Source organism: Streptomyces sp. NPDC007164, from assembly GCF_040634135.1.
Lineage (GTDB): Bacteria > Actinomycetota > Actinomycetes > Streptomycetales > Streptomycetaceae > Streptomyces > Streptomyces sanglieri.
The window spans coordinates 32,289-51,849 of sequence record NZ_JBEYFB010000043.1; the positions used below are offsets into that span (position 1 = coordinate 32,289).

Below are 19,561 nucleotides of genomic sequence, written 5' to 3' on the forward strand. Positions count from 1 at the left end.
TCCGAGCTACCAAGAAGGTGTCGAGATGTCCCAGCCGCAAGCAGATCCAGCTCTCTCCCTCGGCGTCGTCGTTCCCGCGCACGTCGCCGCGTACAACGACACGGCCGAGAACCTCCCCGAGGGTGCGCTGCACACTCTCTTCGCCGCGCAGGCCGCCCGCACCCCGCAGGCCGTCGCACTCGTCCGCGAGGACCGCAGCCTCACCTACCGGGAGCTGGACGGCGCGGCCAACGCCCTCGCACACCGGCTCGTCGCCGAGGGCGTACGGCCCGGCGACGCCGTCGGCCTCCTCTTCGACCGCTCGTTCGCCTATGTCATCACGGTCCTCGCCGTGCTGAAGAGCGGCGGCGTGTACGTGCCCCTCGACCCCCGCCAGCCCGAGGAGCGCCTCGCCCTGATCCTCGGCAACACCGGGGCCGGCCTGCTGGTGACCGACCGCCCGGCCGAGGAGACCGGCTTCGCCGGAGACCTGCCCGCCCTGCGGCTCGACGACACGAGCGCCACGGCCGACTCGGCAGCCACCGCACCCGAGGTCACGGTCCACCCGGACCAGCCGCTGTACATGATGTTCACCTCCGGCTCCAGCGGCACCCCCAAGGGTGTGGTGAACACCCACCGCAACGTCGTCGAACTGGCCCTGGACCCGGGCTTCGGCGCCGCGGCCCACGAGCGGGTGCTCGCCTACTCGCCGCTGCCCTTCGACTCCTCCACCTACGAACTGTGGGTGCCGCTGCTGCGCGGCGGACTGGCCGTCGTGCTGTCCGCCCCGAAGGTCGATATCGGCGAGCTCGCCGACGCCATCACCCGCTACCGGGCCACCGCCGCCTACTTCACCACCGCCCTCTTCGACGCCATGGCCAGCGAGGCGATCGACGCCCTGGGGCAGCTGCGCGAGATCTGGACCGGCGGCGACGTGCTGTCCGCCTCCGCCCTCCAACGGGCCTTCGACCACTGCCCGGACACCACGTTCGTGCACGTCTACGGCCCCACCGAGGCCACCGTCTTCTGCAGCTACCAGGCGTTCACCCCCGAGGTCCGCACCCTCGACCGGCTGCACCTCGGCATCCCGATGGCGAACACCGCCATGTACGTCCTGGACGGCGAACTCCACCACACCGCCGAGGGCGGGACCGGCGAGCTCTACGTCGCGGGACCGCACCTCGCCCAGGGCTACGCCCGACTGCCCGGCCTGACCGCCGAGCGGTTCACCGCCGACCCCTACGGACCGGCCGGCAGCCGCATGTACCGCACCGGAGACCTGGCCGCCTGGAACGAACACGGTGAGATCGTCTTCCTCGGCCGCGCCGACCAGCAGGTCAAGCTGCGCGGCAACCGCATCGAACTGGGCGAGATCGAGACCGTGCTGGTCCGCCACCCCTCCGTGGCCCAGGCCGCGGTCATCGTCCGCGAGGACCGGCCCGGCGACAAGCGCCTGGTCGCCTACGCCGTACCCGCCGAGGAAGGCGTCCTGGACGGAGCCGAACTCCTCCGGTACGCGGGGGAGCAGCTCGTCGAGTACATGGTGCCCTCGGCGGTCGTCCCGATGGGAACCCTGCCGCTGACCCCGAACGGCAAGCTGGACCGGCGCGCACTGCCCGCACCCCGGGCCGGCGCGGCAGGCGACGGCCGGGCCCCGCGCAACCCCGTCGAGGAGGTCCTCTGCGGTCTGTTCGCCCACTCCCTCGGCCTGCCGACGATCGGCATCGACGACGACTTCTTCACCGTGGGCGGACACTCGCTGCTGGCGACCCGGCTGGTGAGCCGGGTGCGCACCGTCCTCGACGTCCAGTTGACGCTGCGGCAGTTCTTCGAGTACCCGACCGTGGCGCTGCTCGCCGGGTACGTCGCAACCGGCGGCGGGGAGTCCGCCCGCCCGGCCCTGACCGCCCAGGAGCGGCCCGAACCGCTGCCGCTCTCGGCGGCACAGCAACGGCTCTGGTTCCTCGACCAGTTGGAGGGTCCCTCCGCGACCTACAACATTCCGCTCGCCGTCCGGGTCCGCGGTGACCTCGACGTCGCCGCCCTGGAGTCCGCGTTCACCGATGTCGCGGGACGCCACGAGAGCCTGCGCACCGTCTTCGGCCAGGCGGAAGGGCAGACGTACCAGCGGATCCTGCCCGCCGACAGTGTCCGCGTGGCACTGCCGGTCATCCCGGCGACCGAGGAGGAGGTCGCCGCACTGCTCACCGCCGAGTCCGAGCGGATCTTCGACCTGGCGGCCGATCTGCCGTTCCGGGCACGGCTGTTCAGCCTCGGCGAGCACGACCACGTACTCCTCGTGGTCATGCACCACATCGTGTCCGACGGCTGGTCCTACCAGCCCTTGATGCGCGACCTGAGCACCGCCTACGCGACCCGCTCACGCGGTGAGCGCCCGGCATGGGAGCCGCTGCCCGCCCAGTACGCCGACTACACCCTCTGGCACCGCGGCGTACTCGGTGACCCGGCGGACGCGGAAAGCGTCGCCTCCCGCCAACTCGTCTACTGGCGGCGGACCTTGGCCGACCTCCCGGAAGAGGTCACCCTGCCCGCCGTCCGGCAGCGGCCGGCCGTCGCCTCCTACCGGGGCGCCACCCACACCGTGCACTGCCCCGAGGAGATCCACTCCTCACTCGCGGAACTGGCACGAGAGTCCGGAGTCTCGGTCTTCATGGTGGCCCAGGCCGCGGTGTCGACCCTGCTGTCCCGCTCCGGCGCGGGCCACGACATCCCGCTCGGATCACCGATCGCAGGCCGAACGGACCAGGCCCTCGACGACCTCGTAGGCTTCTTCGTCAACACCCTCGTCCTGCGGACCGACACCAGCGGCGACCCGAGCTTCCGCGAGCTGCTGACCCGGGTCCGGGAGACCGACCTCGCGGCCTGGAGCCACCAGGACCTGCCGTTCGACCGGCTGGTCGAAGCCCTCAACCCCGACCGGTCCGCTGCCCGGCACCCGCTCTTCCAGGTGATGCTGACACTCACCGACGCGGCCACACCGACGCTCGTCGCCGAAGAGCTGGACACCGAGTCGGAGTTCACCTGGCTGCGGTTCGCCAAGTTCGACCTGACGTTCTCGTTCGCGGAGCGTCGTTCGGTGGATGGTCGGCCGGGTGGGTTGGACATCACGATCGAGTATGCGACGGATCTGTATGACGCTCGTTCGGTGGAGTTGGCGGGTGAGCGGTTGGTGCGGTTGTTGGGTGCTGCGGCTTGTGCGCCGGATGTGCCGGTGGGTGAGTTGGAGTTGTTGTCGGTGGGTGAGCGTGGGTTGTTGTTGGGGGAGTGGGCCGGTGCGGTGACGGGCTCCCCGGACGGCGGTCTTGGGCGGTTGTTCGGGGCGCAGGTGGTGCGGACGCCGGATGCGGTTGCGGTGGTGGGTGAGGGGCGTGAGCTGTCGTTCCGGGAGTTGGACGGTCTGGCCAATGGTGTGGCGCGTCGGCTGATTGCGGAGGGTGTGCGGCCGGGTAGTCGGGTGGCGTTGTTCCTGGAGCGGTCGGTGGCTGCGGTGGTTGCGACGTTGGGTGTGGTGAAGGCGGGTGCGGTGTATGTGCCGTTGGATACGCGGTATCCGGCGGATCGGGTGGAGTTGATCGTGGGGGAGTCGGGTGTCACGCATGTGGTGACGGACCGGGATCCGGGTTCGCTGGTGCTGCCGGCGGGTGTTCGGGTGCTGGGCCCGCTGTCCGGCGGTGATTCCTCGGCGTCGGATCCTGGTGTGCCGGTGCATCCGGATCAGCCGGTGTACGCGATGTTCACCTCGGGCTCCACCGGGGTCCCCAAGGGTGTTGCGGTCACGCACCGGAATGTGGCGGATCTGGCCGCGCAGACGATGTACGCGAACGGCAACCACTCCCGGGTGTTGTTCCACTCCGCGATGGCGTTCGATGCGTCGACGTACGAGATGTGGGTGCCGTGGCTGAACGGCGGCACCCTCGTCGTGGCCCCCGCCGGGCATCTCGACGCGGCGGCGTACGAGGCCCTGATCGCTGAACACGGGATCACCGCACTGTGGTTGACGGCTGGCCTGTTCCGCGTCATGGCGGAGGAGGTGCCGGAGGCGTTCGCCGGGGTGCGTGAGGTGTGGGCGGGTGGTGATGTGGTGCCGCCGGAGGCGGTGCGCCGCGTGATGGACTGCTGCCCGGAGCTGACCGTTGTGAATGGTTACGGTCCGACGGAGACCACGACCTTCGCCTCCACCCATCGCGTTCACCGGCCGCTGGACTACGCGGGTGCGATTCCGATCGGTGAGCCGCTCGACAACCACCGGCTCTATGTCCTGGACGAGGGGCTGCGACTGGTCGCGCCGGGTACGCCGGGCGAGTTGTACATCGCGGGTGCCGGTCTGGCGCAGGGGTATCTGGACCGGCCGGCGCTGACCGCCGACCGGTTCGTGGCCGACCCGTACGGCCTCTCCGGCACCCGGATGTACCGGACCGGTGACCTGGTCCGCTGGAATCTCGAAGGCTCCCTCGAATACCTCGGCCGTGCCGACCAGCAGGTCAAGCTCCGCGGCTTCCGCATCGAACTCGGCGAGATCGAGACCGCGTTGACCGCACAGGCGGGGGTGGGCCAGGCCACCGTCGTCGTCCGGGAGGACCGGCCCGGCGACAAGCGGCTCGCCGCGTACCTCGTCGCCGCCGACGGATTCCGGATCGACACCGACGCGGTGCGCCGCGAGATCGTCGGCGTGCTCCCGGAGTACATGGTCCCGTCCGCCTTCGTGGTCCTGGACGAGATCCCGCTCACCGTCAACGGCAAGGTCGACCGACGCGCCCTGCCCGCACCCCGGCAGAGCGCCGACACCGCCGGGCGCGCGCCCCGGGGACCGGTCGAGGAGGTCCTGTGCGGCCTCTTCGCGGAGGTCCTGGGACTGCCCTCGGTCACCATCGACGACCACTTCTTCAACCTCGGCGGGCACTCGCTCCTCGCCACCCGCCTCATCAGCCGGATCCGGCAGGCATTCGGCGTCCAGATCACCGTCCGGGACCTCTTCCAGGGCCCCACGGTGGCCGCACTGGCCGAGTACGTCGAAGCGGGCGGCGACGCCGTGCAGCGGCCCGCGCTCCGGGAGGCGGTCAGGCCCGATCGGGTGCCGCTCTCCTCCGCCCAGCAGCGCCTCTGGTTCCTGCACCACCTGGAGGGTCCGTCGGCCACGTACAACATCCCGCTGGCCCTGCGCCTCACGGGAGCGCTCGACCCGGACGTCCTCCAGCTCGCGCTCACCGACCTGGTGGTGCGGCATGAATCGCTGCGCACCCTCTTCGGGATGGCCGACGACACCGCCTGCCAATGGCAGCTCCCGGCCGCCGAAGTCCGGGTGGAACTGCCGGTCCTCACGGTGACCGGGGCCGACCTGGAGGCGGAGCTCGCGGGACACGCCGCCCGCAGTTTCGACCTGGAATCCGAACTCCCCGTCCGGGCAACCCTGTTCGCGATCGGGGATCAGGAGCACGTACTGCTGGTGGTGATGCACCACATCGCCTCCGACGGCTGGTCCACCACCCCGCTGCTGCGCGACCTGGCAGCCGCCTACACCGCCCGTGCCGAGGGCATCGCCCCCGCGTGGGAGCCGCTGCCGGTGCAGTACGCCGACTACACACTCTGGCAGCAGGAGCTGCTCGCGGCGGACGGGGAGCGGCAGTCCGAGTTCTGGCGCCACACACTGGACGGGCTCCCCGACGAGGCCACCCTGCCGGCCGACCGCCCGCGCCCGGCGGTCGCCACCTACCGTGGCAACACCCATAGCGTCCACGTTCCCGCGGAGCTGCACGACGGGCTGACCCGGCTGGCCCGGGAGACCGGCAGCACGCTGTTCATGGTGGCCCAGGCCGCCGTCGCCACCGCACTGTCCCGTTCCGGAGCGGGGGAGGACATTCCGATCGGCGCCCCGATCGCGGGCCGCTCGGAGCAGTCCCTCGACGACCTGGTGGGCTTCTTCGTCAACACTCTGGTGCTGCGCACCGATCTGGCCGGCGCCCCGAGCTTCCGTGAGCTGCTGACCCGGGTCCGGGACGCCGACCTGGCGGCCTGGGCCCACCAGGACCTGCCCTTCGACCGGCTGGTGGAGACCCTCAACCCCGAGCGCTCCACCGCCCGGCACCCTCTCTTCCAGGTCGTTCTCACCCTCCAGGAGGCCGTCACCCCCACCCTCGAACTCCCGGGAATCACAGCCGAGTCGGGCTTCACGGCACTGGACATCTCCAAGTTCGACCTGACCTTCTCCTTCCACGAGCACCGCACGGCCGACGGCCGCCCAGGTGGGCTGGACATCAGGGTCGAGTACGCCACCGACCTGTACGACGCCGGCACCGTCGAGGCAGTCACCGCCCGACTGGTGCGGCTGCTGGGCGACGCCGTCGAACGCCCCGAAATCCCCGTGGGCGAGCTGGAGTTCATCGGCACGGACGAGCGTCACCGAATCCTGGAGCAGTGGAACGGTGCGGTCACCGGCTCCTCCGACGCCGGCCTCGCGGAGCTGTTCGCCGCGCAGGCCGCGCGCACCCCGGACGCGATCGCCCTGGTCGACGGCGACCGGGAGCTGACCTACGCCGAGCTGGACGAGGACACCAACCGGATCGCCCACCACCTCGTGGGCCTCGGCATCCGGCCGGAGAGCGTCGTCGCCGTGCTGATGGAGCGGTCGGCGGAGCTGCTCACCGGGCTCCTCGCGGTGGTCAAGGCCGGAGGCGTCTACGCCCCGCTCAACACCGCGGACCCCGACACCCGTCTGCTGCGGATCCTCGCGGAGACCGGGGCGCCCGTCCTGCTCACCGACCGGGCACTGGCCGATCACCCGATCGTGGCCCGGACCGGAGCGGAGACGGTCGTGCTCGACGGGACCGCCGCATTCGCCCACCTCCCCTCGAATCCCCCGGCCCCCCACGCCCACCCCGATCAGTGGCTGTACGTGATGTTCACGTCCGGTTCGACGGGTGTGCCGAAGGGCGTCGCGGTCACCCACCGCAATGTGGCGGACCTGGCCGCGCAGACCATGTACGCGGGCGGCAACCACTCCCGGGTGCTCTTCCACTCACCGCACACCTTCGACGCCGCCACGCACGAGATCTGGGTGCCGTGGCTGAACGGGGGCACGGTCGTGGTGGCGCCTCCGGGGTACCTCGACCCCGGGACGCTGGGCGGGCTGCTGACCGAGCGCGGGATCAGCTCGTTGTGGTTGACGGCCGGTCTGTTCCGGGTGATGGCGGAGGAGGTCCCGGAGGCGTTCGCCGGGGTGCGTGAGGTGTGGGCGGGCGGTGACGTGGTGCCGCCGGAGGCGGTGCGGCGGGTCATGGACCGTTGCCCGGACGTCGTGGTCGTCAATGGTTACGGTCCGACGGAGACGACGACGTTCGCCTCCACCCACCGCATTCACCGTCCGCTTGACTACGCGGGTGCGATCCCGATCGGTGAGCCGCTCGACAACCACCGGCTCTACGTCCTGGACGACGGGCTGCGACTGGTCCCGCCGGGTACCCCCGGAGAGCTCCACATCGCCGGTGCCGGTCTCGCCCGTGGCTACCTCGGCCGGCCGGGCATGACGGCGGAGCGCTTCGTCGCGGACCCGTACGGCCCGGCCGGTGCACGGATGTACCGGACCGGTGACCTGGTCCGCTGGAACCCTGAAGGCTCCCTCGAATATCTCGGCCGCGCCGACCAGCAGGTCAAGCTCCGCGGCTTCCGCATCGAACCCGGCGAGGTCGAGACCGCGCTGACCGCCCACGAGAGCGTGGGCCAGGCGACCGTAATGGTGCGGGAGGACCGGCCCGGCGACAAGCGCCTCGTCGCCTACCTCGTCGCCGCCGACGGCGCCCGGATCGACGTGGCCGAACTGCGCGGCCACGCCTCGGACGCCCTGCCCGAGTACATGGTCCCGTCCGCCTTCGTGGTCCTCGACGAGATCCCCCTCACCACCAACGGCAAGGTCGACCGACGCGCCCTGCCCGCACCCCAGGTCTCCCACGCCACCAGCGGGCGCGCCCCGCGCACACCACAGGAAGAGGTGCTCTGCGGCCTCTTCGCCGCCGTCCTCGGACTGCCGTCGGTCGGCATCGACGACCACTTCTTCCACCGCGGCGGCCACTCGGTGCTCGGCACCCGGCTGATCAGCCGCATCCGGCGGGCGTTCGGCGTCCAGCTCGGAGTGAAGGACCTGTTCCGCAATCCCACGGTGGTCGCGCTCTCGGAGTGTGTCACCGCGGGCAGCGGCGAACTGCCCCGGCCGGCGCTGATGGCCGAGGAGCGGCCGGAGATCGTCCCGCTCTCGTCCGCCCAGCAGCGGCTGTGGTTCCTCGACCAGATGGAAGGCCCGTCCGCCACCTACAACATCCCCCTCGCACTCCGTCTCAAGGGCCGGCTCGACCGCCGGGCCCTTCAGCTCGCCCTCACCGACATCACCACCCGCCACGAAGGTATGCGAACCGTCTTCCCGACCCACGAGGGCACTCCCCACCAGCACATCCTTCCCCCGACCGCCATGGACCTCCCCCTGATCCACACCACCGAGGAGGAGCTCACCGCACGACTGGCCGACCTCTCATCGGCCACCTTCGACCTCTCCGTCCAGTCGCCGGTTCGCACCCACCTGCTGTCGCTCGGCGAGCAGGAGCACATCCTGCTGGTGGTCATCCACCACATCGCCTCCGACGGCTGGTCCAACAGACCGCTCTTCCGTGACCTGGCCACCGCCTACGAGGCCCGCATCGAGGGCAGCGCCCCCGCCTGGGAGCCGCTGCCGGTCCAGTACGCCGACTACTCCCTCTGGCAGCAACGCCTCCTCGGCAGCGACGAGGAACGCCAACTCGACTACTGGCACAATGCGTTGGCGGACCTTCCGGAGGAAGCGACACTCCCTGCGGACCGGGCCAGGCCGGCCACCGCATCCAACCGTGGCACCACCCACACCGTGCACTGCACGGCCGACCTGCACGAGTCGCTCAGCTCACTGGCCCAGGAGACCGGCAGCACACTCTTCATGGTGGCCCAGGCCGCGGTGTCGACTCTGCTGTCCCGCTCCGGCGCCGGCCACGACATCCCGCTCGGCTCGCCCGTCGCCGGGCGCACCGACCCGGCCCTCGACGATCTCGTCGGCTTCTTCGTCAACACCCTCGTCCTGCGCACCGACACCAGCGGCGACCCCAGCTTCCGCGAACTGCTCACCCGGGTCCGCGAAACAGACCTCGCCGCCTGGAGCCACCAGGACCTGCCGTTCGACCGGCTGGTCGAAGCGCTCAACCCCGAGCGCACCACCGCCCGGCACCCCCTCTTCCAGGTCATGCTCACCGTCGGCGACATGTCCGCCGATGCCCCCGAACTCCCGGGGCTGGAAGCGGCGTACGAGTTCTCGAAGGTGGAGATCGCCAAGTTCGATCTGACCTTCGGCTTCGCGGAGCGTCGTTCGGTGGATGGTCGGCCTGGTGGGCTGGACATCACGATTGAGTTTGCGACGGATCTGTATGACGCGCGTTCGGTGGAGTTGGCGGGTGAGCGTCTGGTGCGGTTGTTGGGTGCTGTGGCGTCGGCGCCGGATGTGCCGGTGGGTGAGTTGGAGTTGTTGTCGGCGGGTGAGCGTGGGGTGTTGTTGGGGGAGTGGGCCGGTGCGGTGAGCGGTTCGCCGGGTGAGGGTCTTGGGCGGTTGTTCGGGGCGCAGGTGGTGCGGACGCCGGATGCGGTTGCGATGGTGGGTGAGGGGCGTGAGCTGTCGTATCGGGAGCTTGACGGTCTGGCCAATGGTGTGGCGCGTCGGTTGATCTTGGAGGGTGTGCGGCCGGGTGGTCGGGTCGCCCTGTTCCTGGAGCGGTCGGTGGCTGCGGTGGTCGCGACGTTGGCTGTGGTGAAGGCGGGTGCGGTGTATGTGCCGCTGGATACGCGGTATCCGGCGGATCGGGTGGAGTTGATCGTGGGGGAGTCGGGTGTCACGCATGTGGTGACGGACCGGGATCCGGGTTCGCTGGTGCTGCCGGCGGGTGTTCGGGTGCTGGGTCCGGTGCTGGATGGTTCCTCGGACACCTCGGATCCTGGTGTGCCGGTGCATCCGGATCAGCCGGTGTACGCGATGTTCACCTCGGGCTCCACCGGGGTCCCGAAGGGTGTTGCGGTCACGCATCGCAATGTGGCGGATCTGGCCGCGCAGACGATGTACGCGAACGGCAACCACTCCCGGGTGTTGTTCCACTCCGCGATGGCGTTCGATGCCTCGACGTACGAGATGTGGGTGCCGTGGCTGAACGGGGGCACCCTCGTCGTGGCCCCCGCAGGACACCTGGCGCCCGCCGACTATCAGCGGTTGCTGTCCGAGCACCGGATCAGCTCGCTCTGGCTGACGGCCGGTCTGTTCCGGGTGATGGCGGAGGAGGTGCCGGAGGCGTTCGCCGGGGTGCGTGAGGTGTGGGCGGGTGGTGATGTGGTGCCGCCGGAGGCGGTGCGGCGAGTCATGGACCGTTGCCCGGACGTCGTGGTCGTCAATGGTTACGGTCCGACGGAGACGACGACGTTCGCCTCCACCCATCGCATTCACCGTCCGTTGGACTACGCGGGTGCGATTCCGATCGGTGAGGCGCTCGACAACCACCGGCTCTACGTGCTGGATGAGGGGCTGCGGCTGGTTCCGCCGGGTACGCCGGGCGAGTTGTACATCGCGGGTGCCGGTCTGGCGCAGGGGTATCTGGACCGTCCGGCGCTGACCGCCGACCGGTTCGTCGCGGACCCGTACGGCCCTTCCGGTACCCGGATGTACCGGACCGGTGACCTGGTCCGCTGGAACCTCGAAGGCTCCCTCGAATACCTCGGCCGCGCCGACCAGCAGGTCAAACTCCGCGGCTTCCGCATCGAACCCGGCGAGATCGAAACCGTCCTCGCCGGCCGGCCGGGCGTGGCCCAGGCCACCGTCGTCGTCCGGGAGGACCGGCCCGGCGACAAGCGCCTCGTCGCCTACCTCACCGCCGAGGAAGGCGCCCGGATCGAACCCGGGGACGTACAGAAGCAGGTGTCCGGGCTGCTGCCCGACTACATGGTCCCGTCCGCCTTCGTGGTCCTGGACGAGATCCCGCTCACCGTCAACGGCAAGGTCGACCGACGCGCCCTGCCCGCACCCCGGCTCACCAACGAGGCCACCGGGCGCGCCCCGCGCACCGCCAAGGAAGAAGTCCTCTGCGGCCTCTTCGCCGAGATCCTGGGAGTGCCGTTGGTCACCATCGACGACCACTTCTTCAACCTCGGCGGGCACTCGCTCCTCGCCACCCGGCTCGCCGGCCGGATCCGCACCGTACTCGGGGTCGAACTCTCCGTGGCGACCCTCTTCGAAAACCCGATCGTGGCCACGCTCGTCGAGAAGCTCGACGGCGCCGAGGCCGCGCGGCCCAGACTTCGGCCGATGCGCCGGATGGGAGTGACCAAGTGATTCCCTTGTCCTTCGCCCAGCAGCGGCTGTGGTTCATCGCCCAGATGGAAGGGCCGTCGACCACCTACAACATCCCGCTCGCCGTGCGGCTCAACGGCGAACTCGACCGCCCGGCCCTCCGGTCGGCCCTCCTGGACCTGGTCGGCAGACACGAGAGCCTGCGCACCCTCTTCCCCGACCAGGACGGCACCCCGTACCAGCACATCCTCGCCGAGGAGGACGTGGAGCTCCCGCTCCCGGTCGTCGCGGCCGACGCCGCGACGCTGCCGGCCGTTCTCGCCGAGGAATCCGCACAGGTCTTCCACCTCGCGGCCGATCTGCCGGTCCGGGCCCGCCTGATCGCCCTCGGCGAGCAGGAGCACGTCCTGCTCATCGTGATGCACCACATCGTGTCCGACGGCGGCTCGACCGCGCCCCTGCTCCAGGACCTCGCCACCGCCTACGAGGCACGAGCCCGGGGCGTCGTGCCCGACTGGGAGCCGCTGCCGGTCCAGTACGCCGACTACACCCTCTGGCAGCAGGAACTGCTCGGCGAGGGCGACGACCCGGACAGTGCGGGATCCCGCCAACTAGAGTTCTGGCGCGGAGTGTTGGCCGACCTGCCGGAGGAGGCCACCCTGCCGGCCGACCGGCCGCGCCCGGCCTCCGCCTCGTACATCGGCGCCACCTGCGATGTGCATCTGCCCGCCGACATCCACATCGGTCTCACCCACCTCGCGCGGGAGTCCGGCGCCACCCTGTTCATGGCGGTCCAGGCCGCCGTGGCGACCGCGCTCTCCCGCTCCGGCGCCGGCCTCGACATCCCGATCGGCTCCCCGGTCTCCGGCCGCATCGACGAGGCACTCGACGGCCTGGTGGGCTTCTTCGTCAACACCCTCGTCCTGCGCACCGATCTGACCGGCGACCCGAGCTTCCGCGACCTGCTCTCCCGGGTCCGCAGGACGGACCTGGCGGCCTGGGACAACCAGGACCTGCCCTTCGACCGGCTGGTCGAGGTGCTGAACCCCGAGCGCTCGGCCTCCCGCCACCCGCTCTTCCAGGTGATGCTCACCATGGGCGAGGCCGGCTCGGACGTCATCGGGTTCCCGGGGCTCGACGCCCGGACCGAGTACAGCGCCCTGCAGATCGCCAAGTTCGACCTGACCTTCGGCTTCGCCGAGCACCGCACCCGCGACGGCCGTCCCGACGGCCTGGACATCACCATCGAGTACGCCACCGACCTCTACGACGCCCGGACGATCGATGCCCTCATGGCACGGCTGAACCGCCTGCTGGAGGCCGTGGTCACCTCGCCCGACACCCCGCTCTCCGTCCTCGACCTGCTCGGCGAGCACGAGCGGCGACTGCTCCTGGAGGAGCGCGGCGGCACCGACACCGGCACGTCCGGGACGAGCCTGGCGGAGCTGTTCGCCGCCCAGGCAGCCCGGACCCCGGACGCGATCGCCCTGGTGGACGAGGACCGCGATCTGACGTTCGCCGAACTCGACGAGGCCACCAACCGGCTGGCCCACCACCTCATCAACGCCGGAGTCGAGCGGCACGACGTGGTCGCCGTTCTCATGGAGCGCTCGACCGACCTGCTCACCGCACTGCTCGCCGTGGTCAAGGCCGGTGCCGTGTACGCCCCGCTGAACACCACCGACCCGGACAGCCGCCTCGTCCAGATCCTGGCCGACACACAGGCACCGGTCCTGCTCACCGACCAGGCCCTCTCGGACCACCAGGTCGTCCTGGACGCCGACGCGCGGGTCATCGTCCTCGGCGACACCACCGACCTCGACCGGCTGCCCACCACCGCTCCCACCCACACCATCCACCCCGACCAGCCGGTGTACGCGATGTTCACCTCGGGATCGACGGGCGTGCCCAAGGGCGTCGCGGTCACCCACCGCAACGTGGCGGACCTGGCCGCGCAGACCATGTACGCGGGCGGCAACCACCGACGCGTGCTGTTCCACTCGCCGGCCGCCTTCGACGCCTCCACGTACGAGATCTGGGTGCCGTGGCTCAACGGCAGCACGGTCGTGGTCGCACCGCGTGGCCACCTCGCCCCCGCCGACTACCGACGGCTGCTCACCGAACACCGGGTCACCGCGCTCTGGATGACCGCGGGACTCTTCCGGGTCATGGCGGAGGAGGCGCCCGGGGCGTTCGCCGGAGTCCGCGAGGTGTGGGCCGGTGGTGACGTGGTGCCGCCGGAGGCAGTGCGCCGGGTCATGGACAACTGCCCGGACATCACGGTCGTCAACGGATACGGGCCGACGGAGACCACCACCTTCGCCACGACCCACCGCATTCACCGGCCACTGGACTACGCGGGTGCGATCCCGATCGGTGAGCCGCTCGACAACCACCGCCTGTACGTGCTCGACGCCGGCCTGCGGCTGGTTCCGCCGGGCGCTCCCGGGGAGCTGTACATCGCGGGAGCCGGCCTGGCGCAGGGCTATCTCAACCGCGCCTCGCTGACGGCGGAGCGTTTCGTCGCGGACCCGTACGGCCCGTCCGGTGCGCGGATGTACCGGACCGGTGACCTGGTCCGCTGGAACCTCGAAGGCTCCCTCGAATATCTCGGCCGCGCCGACCAGCAGGTCAAGCTCCGCGGCTTCCGCATCGAACTGGGCGAGATCGAGAGCGCGTTGACCGCCCACGAGAGCGTGGGCCAGGCGACCGTAATGGTGCGGGAGGACCGGCCCGGCGACAAGCGGCTCGCCGCGTACCTCGTCGCCGCCGACGGCGCCCGGATCGACACCGACGCCGTGCACCGGGAGATCTCCGGCGCACTGCCCGAGTACATGGTCCCGTCCGCCTTCGTCGTCCTCGACGGGATTCCGCTCACCACCAACGGCAAGGTCGACCGACGCGCCCTGCCCGCACCCCGGCAGAGCACCGACACCGGCGGGCGCGCGCCCCGTACGCCCGCCGAGGAAGTGCTGTGCGGCCTCTTCGCGGCCGTTCTCGGACTGCCGTCGGTCACCATCGACGACCACTTCTTCCGGCGCGGCGGCCACTCCCTGCTCGCCACCCGCCTCATCAGCCGCATCCGGTCCGTCTGGGAAACCGAGATCACCATCCGGGATCTGTTCCAGTACGCCACGGTCGCGCAACTGGCCGAGCGGATCGCCGCCGAGAGCAGTGGCGAGCGGAGGCCGGCGCTGACGGCCGGGGAGCGGCCGGAGATCGTGCCACTGTCGTCCGCCCAGCAGCGGCTGTGGTTCCTCGACCAGATGGAAGGCCCGTCCGCCACCTACAACATCCCCCTGGCCCTGCGCCTCAAGGGCGCACTGGACCACCGGGCCCTTCAGCTCGCCCTCACCGACGTGGCCACCCGTCACGAAGGTCTGCGCACCGTCTTCCCGATCCACGAGGGCACCCCCCACCAGCACATCCTTCCGCCGGCCACCGCCGACCTGCCCCTGATCCACACCACCGAGGAGGAGCTCGCCGGGCGGCTGGCCGTCCAGGCCGGGCGGACCTTCGACCTGGCGGGTGAACTCCCGTACCGGGCACAGCTGCTGAAGGTCGGCGCCGAGGATCACGTGCTCATGCTGGTGATCCACCACATCGCCTCCGACGGCTGGTCCAACGGACCGCTCTTCCGCGACCTGGCCATGGCCTACGAGGCCCGGATCGAGGACACCGCCCCCGCGTGGGAGCCGCTGCCGGTCCAGTACGCCGACTACTCCCTCTGGCAGCAGCGGATCCTGGAACGCGACGAGGAACGCCGGCTCGACCACTGGCGCGAGGTGCTCGCCGACCTGCCGGAGGAAGCCACCCTGCCCGCCGACCACGTCCGCCCCGCCGTCGCCTCCAACCGGGGCCGCACCCACGCCGTGCACTGCCCCGCCGGACTGCACACCGCGCTGATGTCGCTGGCCCAGGACACCGGCACCACCCTGTTCATGGTGGCCCAGGCGGCCGTGGCGACCCTGCTGTCCCGTTCCGGCGCCGGCCACGACATCCCGCTCGGCTCACCCGTCGCGGGCCGCACCGACCAGAAGCTCGACGACCTCGTCGGCTTCTTCGTCAACACCCTCGTCCTGCGCACCGACACCAGCGGCGACCCCAGCTTCCGCGAACTGCTCACCCGGGTCCGCGAAACCGACCTCGCCGCCTGGGCCCACCAGGACCTGCCGTTCGACCGGCTGGTCGAAGCGCTCAACCCCGAGCGCACCACCGCCCGGCACCCCCTCTTCCAGGTCATGCTCACCGTCGGCGACACCAGCAACGACGCGCCCCGACTCGCAGGGCTGGACAGCGAGTTCGCCATCCCGCCGGTCTCCGTCGCCAAGTTCGACCTCACCTTCGCGTTCGCCGAGAACCGCGCCGCCGACGGCCGGCCCGACGGCCTCGATATCATGATCGAGTACACCACCGACCTGTACGACGCACGCACCATCGAGGCCACGGCGGACCGCCTGGTCCGGCTCCTCACCGGTGCCGTCGCCACCCCCGATCTGCCCCTCGCGGAGCTGGAGACGGTCTCCGGGCAGGAGCGGGACCGGCTACGGGAGTGGAGCGGGGCACAGTCCCCGGCACCCGGCCTCGGACTCGACGCGCTGTTCACGGCGCAGGCCGCCCGCACCCCGCACGAGCCGGCGCTGGTCCACGAGGAACAGCGGGTGACCTACCAGGAGCTGGACATCTGGTCCAACCGGCTGGCCCGCCACCTGACCGCGCGCGGGGTCACCCCCGGCAGTATCGTCGCCATCCACCTGGAGCGGTCCCCGCAACTCATCGCCGCACTGCTCGCCGCCCTGAAGGCCGGCGCCGGATACACCCTGCTCGACCCGCAGTTCCCGGCCGGCCGGCTGAACACCGTGCTCGGCCAGACCGACCCGGCGGCACTGGTCACCCAGGCCCACCTGACAGCCCTGTCGACCCCGGCCACCCTGATCGACCTCACCGCGGAGATACCCGCGATCAGCACCCTGCCGGGCACCCCCGTGGAGACGGGCGGACACCCTGAGTCCATCGCCTGCGTGATGTTCACCTCCGGATCGACCGGAACCCCCAAGGGCGTCGCGGCCTCGCACCGGGCGCTGGCCGCCACCTTCATCGGCCCCGACTACCTGGACTTCGGACCCGGGCAGACCTATCTGCAGAGCTCCCCGGTGTCCTGGGACGCCTTCGCCCTGGAGGTCTTCGGACCGCTCCTGCACGGCGGCGTCTGCGTCCTGCAACCCGGCCAGCACACCGACCCGCACCAGATCGCGGAGCTGGTGGAACGGCACGCCATCACCACCCTGCAGATGTCGGCGAGCCTGTTCAACCACATGCTCGACGAGCACCCGGCCGTCTTCTCCCGGATCAAGGAGGCCATGACCGCCGGTGAGGCGGCCTCGCCCGCCCACACCGCCAAGGCACTGGCCGACCACCCCCACCTCCACCTCGTCAACGGCTACGGGCCGGCCGAGAGCATGGGCTTCACCACCACCCACACCCTCACCGGACCGGCGCCCGCCATCCCGATCGGACGGCCGATCGCGGGCAAGCACGCCTACGTCCTCGACGAGAACCTCCGGATGGTGCCCCCCGGTGTCCCCGGCGAGCTCTACGTCGCCGGACACGGCCTCGCCCACGGCTACATCGGACAGCCCGCACTCAGCGCCGAACGGTTCGTCGCCGACCCCCACGGCGCCCCCGGCTCGCGGATGTACCGGACCGGCGACCTGGCCCGCTGGAGCCAGGACGGGGCGCTGGAGTATTTCGGCCGGGCCGACCAGCAGATCAAGTTGCGGGGCTTCCGCATCGAGCCGGGTGAGATCGAATCGGCGCTGCTGCGGCACCCCACCCTCGCCCAGGTGGCGGTGCTGATCCGCGAGGACCGGCCCGGAGACAGACGGCTGGTGGCGTACGTGGTACCCACCGAAGGCAGCCGGCCGGACCTTCCCGAACTGCGCCGGCACGCGGTGGCGGCCCTGCCCGAATACATGGTGCCCGCCACGATCGTGCCGCTGGACGCACTGCCCCTGACGGTCAACGGCAAGCTCGACCGCCGGGCACTGCCCGAACCGCCGCAGGCCGACACCGCCGGCGGCCGGGAGCCCCGCACCCCGGCGGAAGAAGTGCTGTGCGGCCTCTTCGCGGAGGTCCTCGGACTGACGTCGGTCACCATCGACGACCACTTCTTCCAACTCGGCGGCCACTCGCTGCTCGCCACCCGGCTGATCGGCCGGATCCGGTCCATCTGGGACACCCGCGTCACCATCCGGGACCTGTTCCAGTACCCGACACCCGTACTGCTCGCCGAACACATCGCCACGAACACGGGCGGCGACCCGATGGAGACGCTGCTGCCGATCCGGGCCGCGACCGCCACCGACACCGAGGCCCCGCTGTTCTGCGTCCACGCGATCTCCGGGATGAGCTGGTCGTACGCCGGTCTGCTCCGGCACATCGGCGGGCGGCGCCCACTGATCGGGCTCCAGGCGAAGGAGCTGACCAGCCCCTCGGACCGGCCGGCCGGCATCGAGGAGATGGCGGACGGGTACGTGGCCGAGATCCGCTCCGTCCAGCCCCACGGCCCGTACCACCTGCTCGGCTGGTCGTTCGGCGGACTGGTGGCCCACGCGATCGCCGCCCGACTGGAGGAGCAGGGCGAGCAGGTGGCCCTCCTCGCGCTGCTCGACTCCTACCCGCTGCCCGACGGATACCGGCCACCTGCCATCACCGGCCGGGAGGTGCTGACCGCGTTGCTCGGCGGCCGCGGCGCCGAACTCGCCGTCCGCTGCGCCGACACCGCCCCGGACACCGAGGAGCTGGCCGCCGTGCTGCGCGCCGAGGACGCGATCCTGGGCGCCCTGGAACCGGCCCAGGCCGCGGCGGTCGTCGCCGCCACGGCCGGCAACCTGGAGATGCGCTACCGGTACGTTCCCCGGCGGCGGTTCGGCGGCGACGCGGTGTTCTTCGACGCCGCCCGCACACCCGCCGCGGCCGGCGGCGCCGAAGCCTGGGCCCCCCACGTCGCGGGCCGGGTCGAGGAACACGAAATCGACTGCGAGCACTGGGACATGACCACGGCCGAACCGCTCCGCGAGATCGGAAAGGTGCTCGCGGAAGAGTTGCGCGGAGTGCGCCACTGATCCCTCGACCCACCGGTGCCCGGGACCGCCCACGACGGCGGACCCGGGCACCTTCGCGTGCGCCGCCGCCCCGGGCCTCCAATTGCCCGCGGGCTGCCGCTCATGCCGCCGGGCGAAGAGTTCCGGCCTGCATAGCGTGAAGCCATCCGCAGGCCACGGCTCCCGGCAACAGAAAGTCAAGGAAATGGTTGATCATTCCGGCTGGCGTGTCGGGGTAGCTTCAGCCCCCGTCCACCACGGCGAGATCCTGCAAGGCGTGTTCACCGGTGACGGCGGGCTCACCCGAGGTCTCGTCACACTTCCCTGCACCATTCACGCGACCCGCGCGACCTTCATCCCCGCCCCCGGCGCCGAGGTCACCGTCACGCCGGACTGGAAGGGCAAGGCCAGGCGCGCGGCCGAACTCGCGGTACGCGCCGTGACGCCGCCGGGCGACGAGCTGCCGGGCGGGCACCTCGACCTCACCGGCGACGTACCGCTGTGCCGGGGCTTCGGCTCCTCCACCAGCGATGTGCTCGCGGCCATCTGGGCGGTGAAGGACGCGTTCGTCAGCCCGCTGCCGCCGCAGGACGTCGCCCGGATCGCGGTACGTGCGGAAACCGCCTCCGACTCCCTCATGTTCGAGGAATCCACCGTGCTCTTCGCCCAGCGCGAAGGCACGGTCATCGAGGACTTCGGCTACCCGATGCCGGCCCTGCGGGTCCTCGGCTTCGGCTCACGCCCCGAGGGCGGCGGACGGGGCGTGGACACACTCACCCTCGCACCGGCCCGCTACGGGCAGGACGAGATCGACCTCTTCACCCGGCTGCAGGCCATGCTCCGGGAGGCCATCCAGATGAAGGACGTGGCCCTGCTGGGCTCGGTGGCCACGGCCAGCACGGAGATCAACCAGCGTCACCTGCCGATCCCGGACCTCGACCGCATCCGGGACATCGCGCGGACCACCGGAGCCGTCGGCGTACAGGCGGCACACAGCGGGGACATCGCCGGACTCCTCTTCGACCGGGACGACCCCGAGGTCGAGGCGCGGACCGGCCTGGCCCAGGACCTCCTGCAAGAGCTCGGAATTCACGAGCAGTGGAACTACACAACGGGTGACTGA

At 70.9% G+C, this 19,561-nt stretch carries 3 protein-coding genes; all 3 read left to right on the forward strand.

The genetic code is table 11. The features are described from left to right. The first annotated feature begins 25 nt into the window (after positions 1 to 25). The 3 genes from ABZ622_RS33865 (at position 26) to ABZ622_RS33875 (ending at position 19,561) form a co-directional block, all read left to right on the forward strand. Positions 26 to 11,377, forward strand: coding sequence for an amino acid adenylation domain-containing protein (locus ABZ622_RS33865; RefSeq protein ID WP_360549869.1), 11,352 nt, complete (start codon positions 26 to 28; stop codon positions 11,375 to 11,377). Next, a complete protein-coding gene (locus ABZ622_RS33870; protein WP_360549871.1) occupies positions 11,374 to 18,459 on the forward strand; it encodes an amino acid adenylation domain-containing protein in 7,086 nt (2,361 codons plus the stop codon). Before ABZ622_RS33865 ends, ABZ622_RS33870 begins: the two co-directional genes overlap by 4 nt. A 184-nt stretch (positions 18,460 to 18,643) precedes the next feature. Beyond that, positions 18,644 to 19,561, forward strand: a complete 918-nt coding sequence (locus tag ABZ622_RS33875) for a kinase (RefSeq protein ID WP_124719047.1) — start codon at positions 18,644 to 18,646, stop codon at positions 19,559 to 19,561.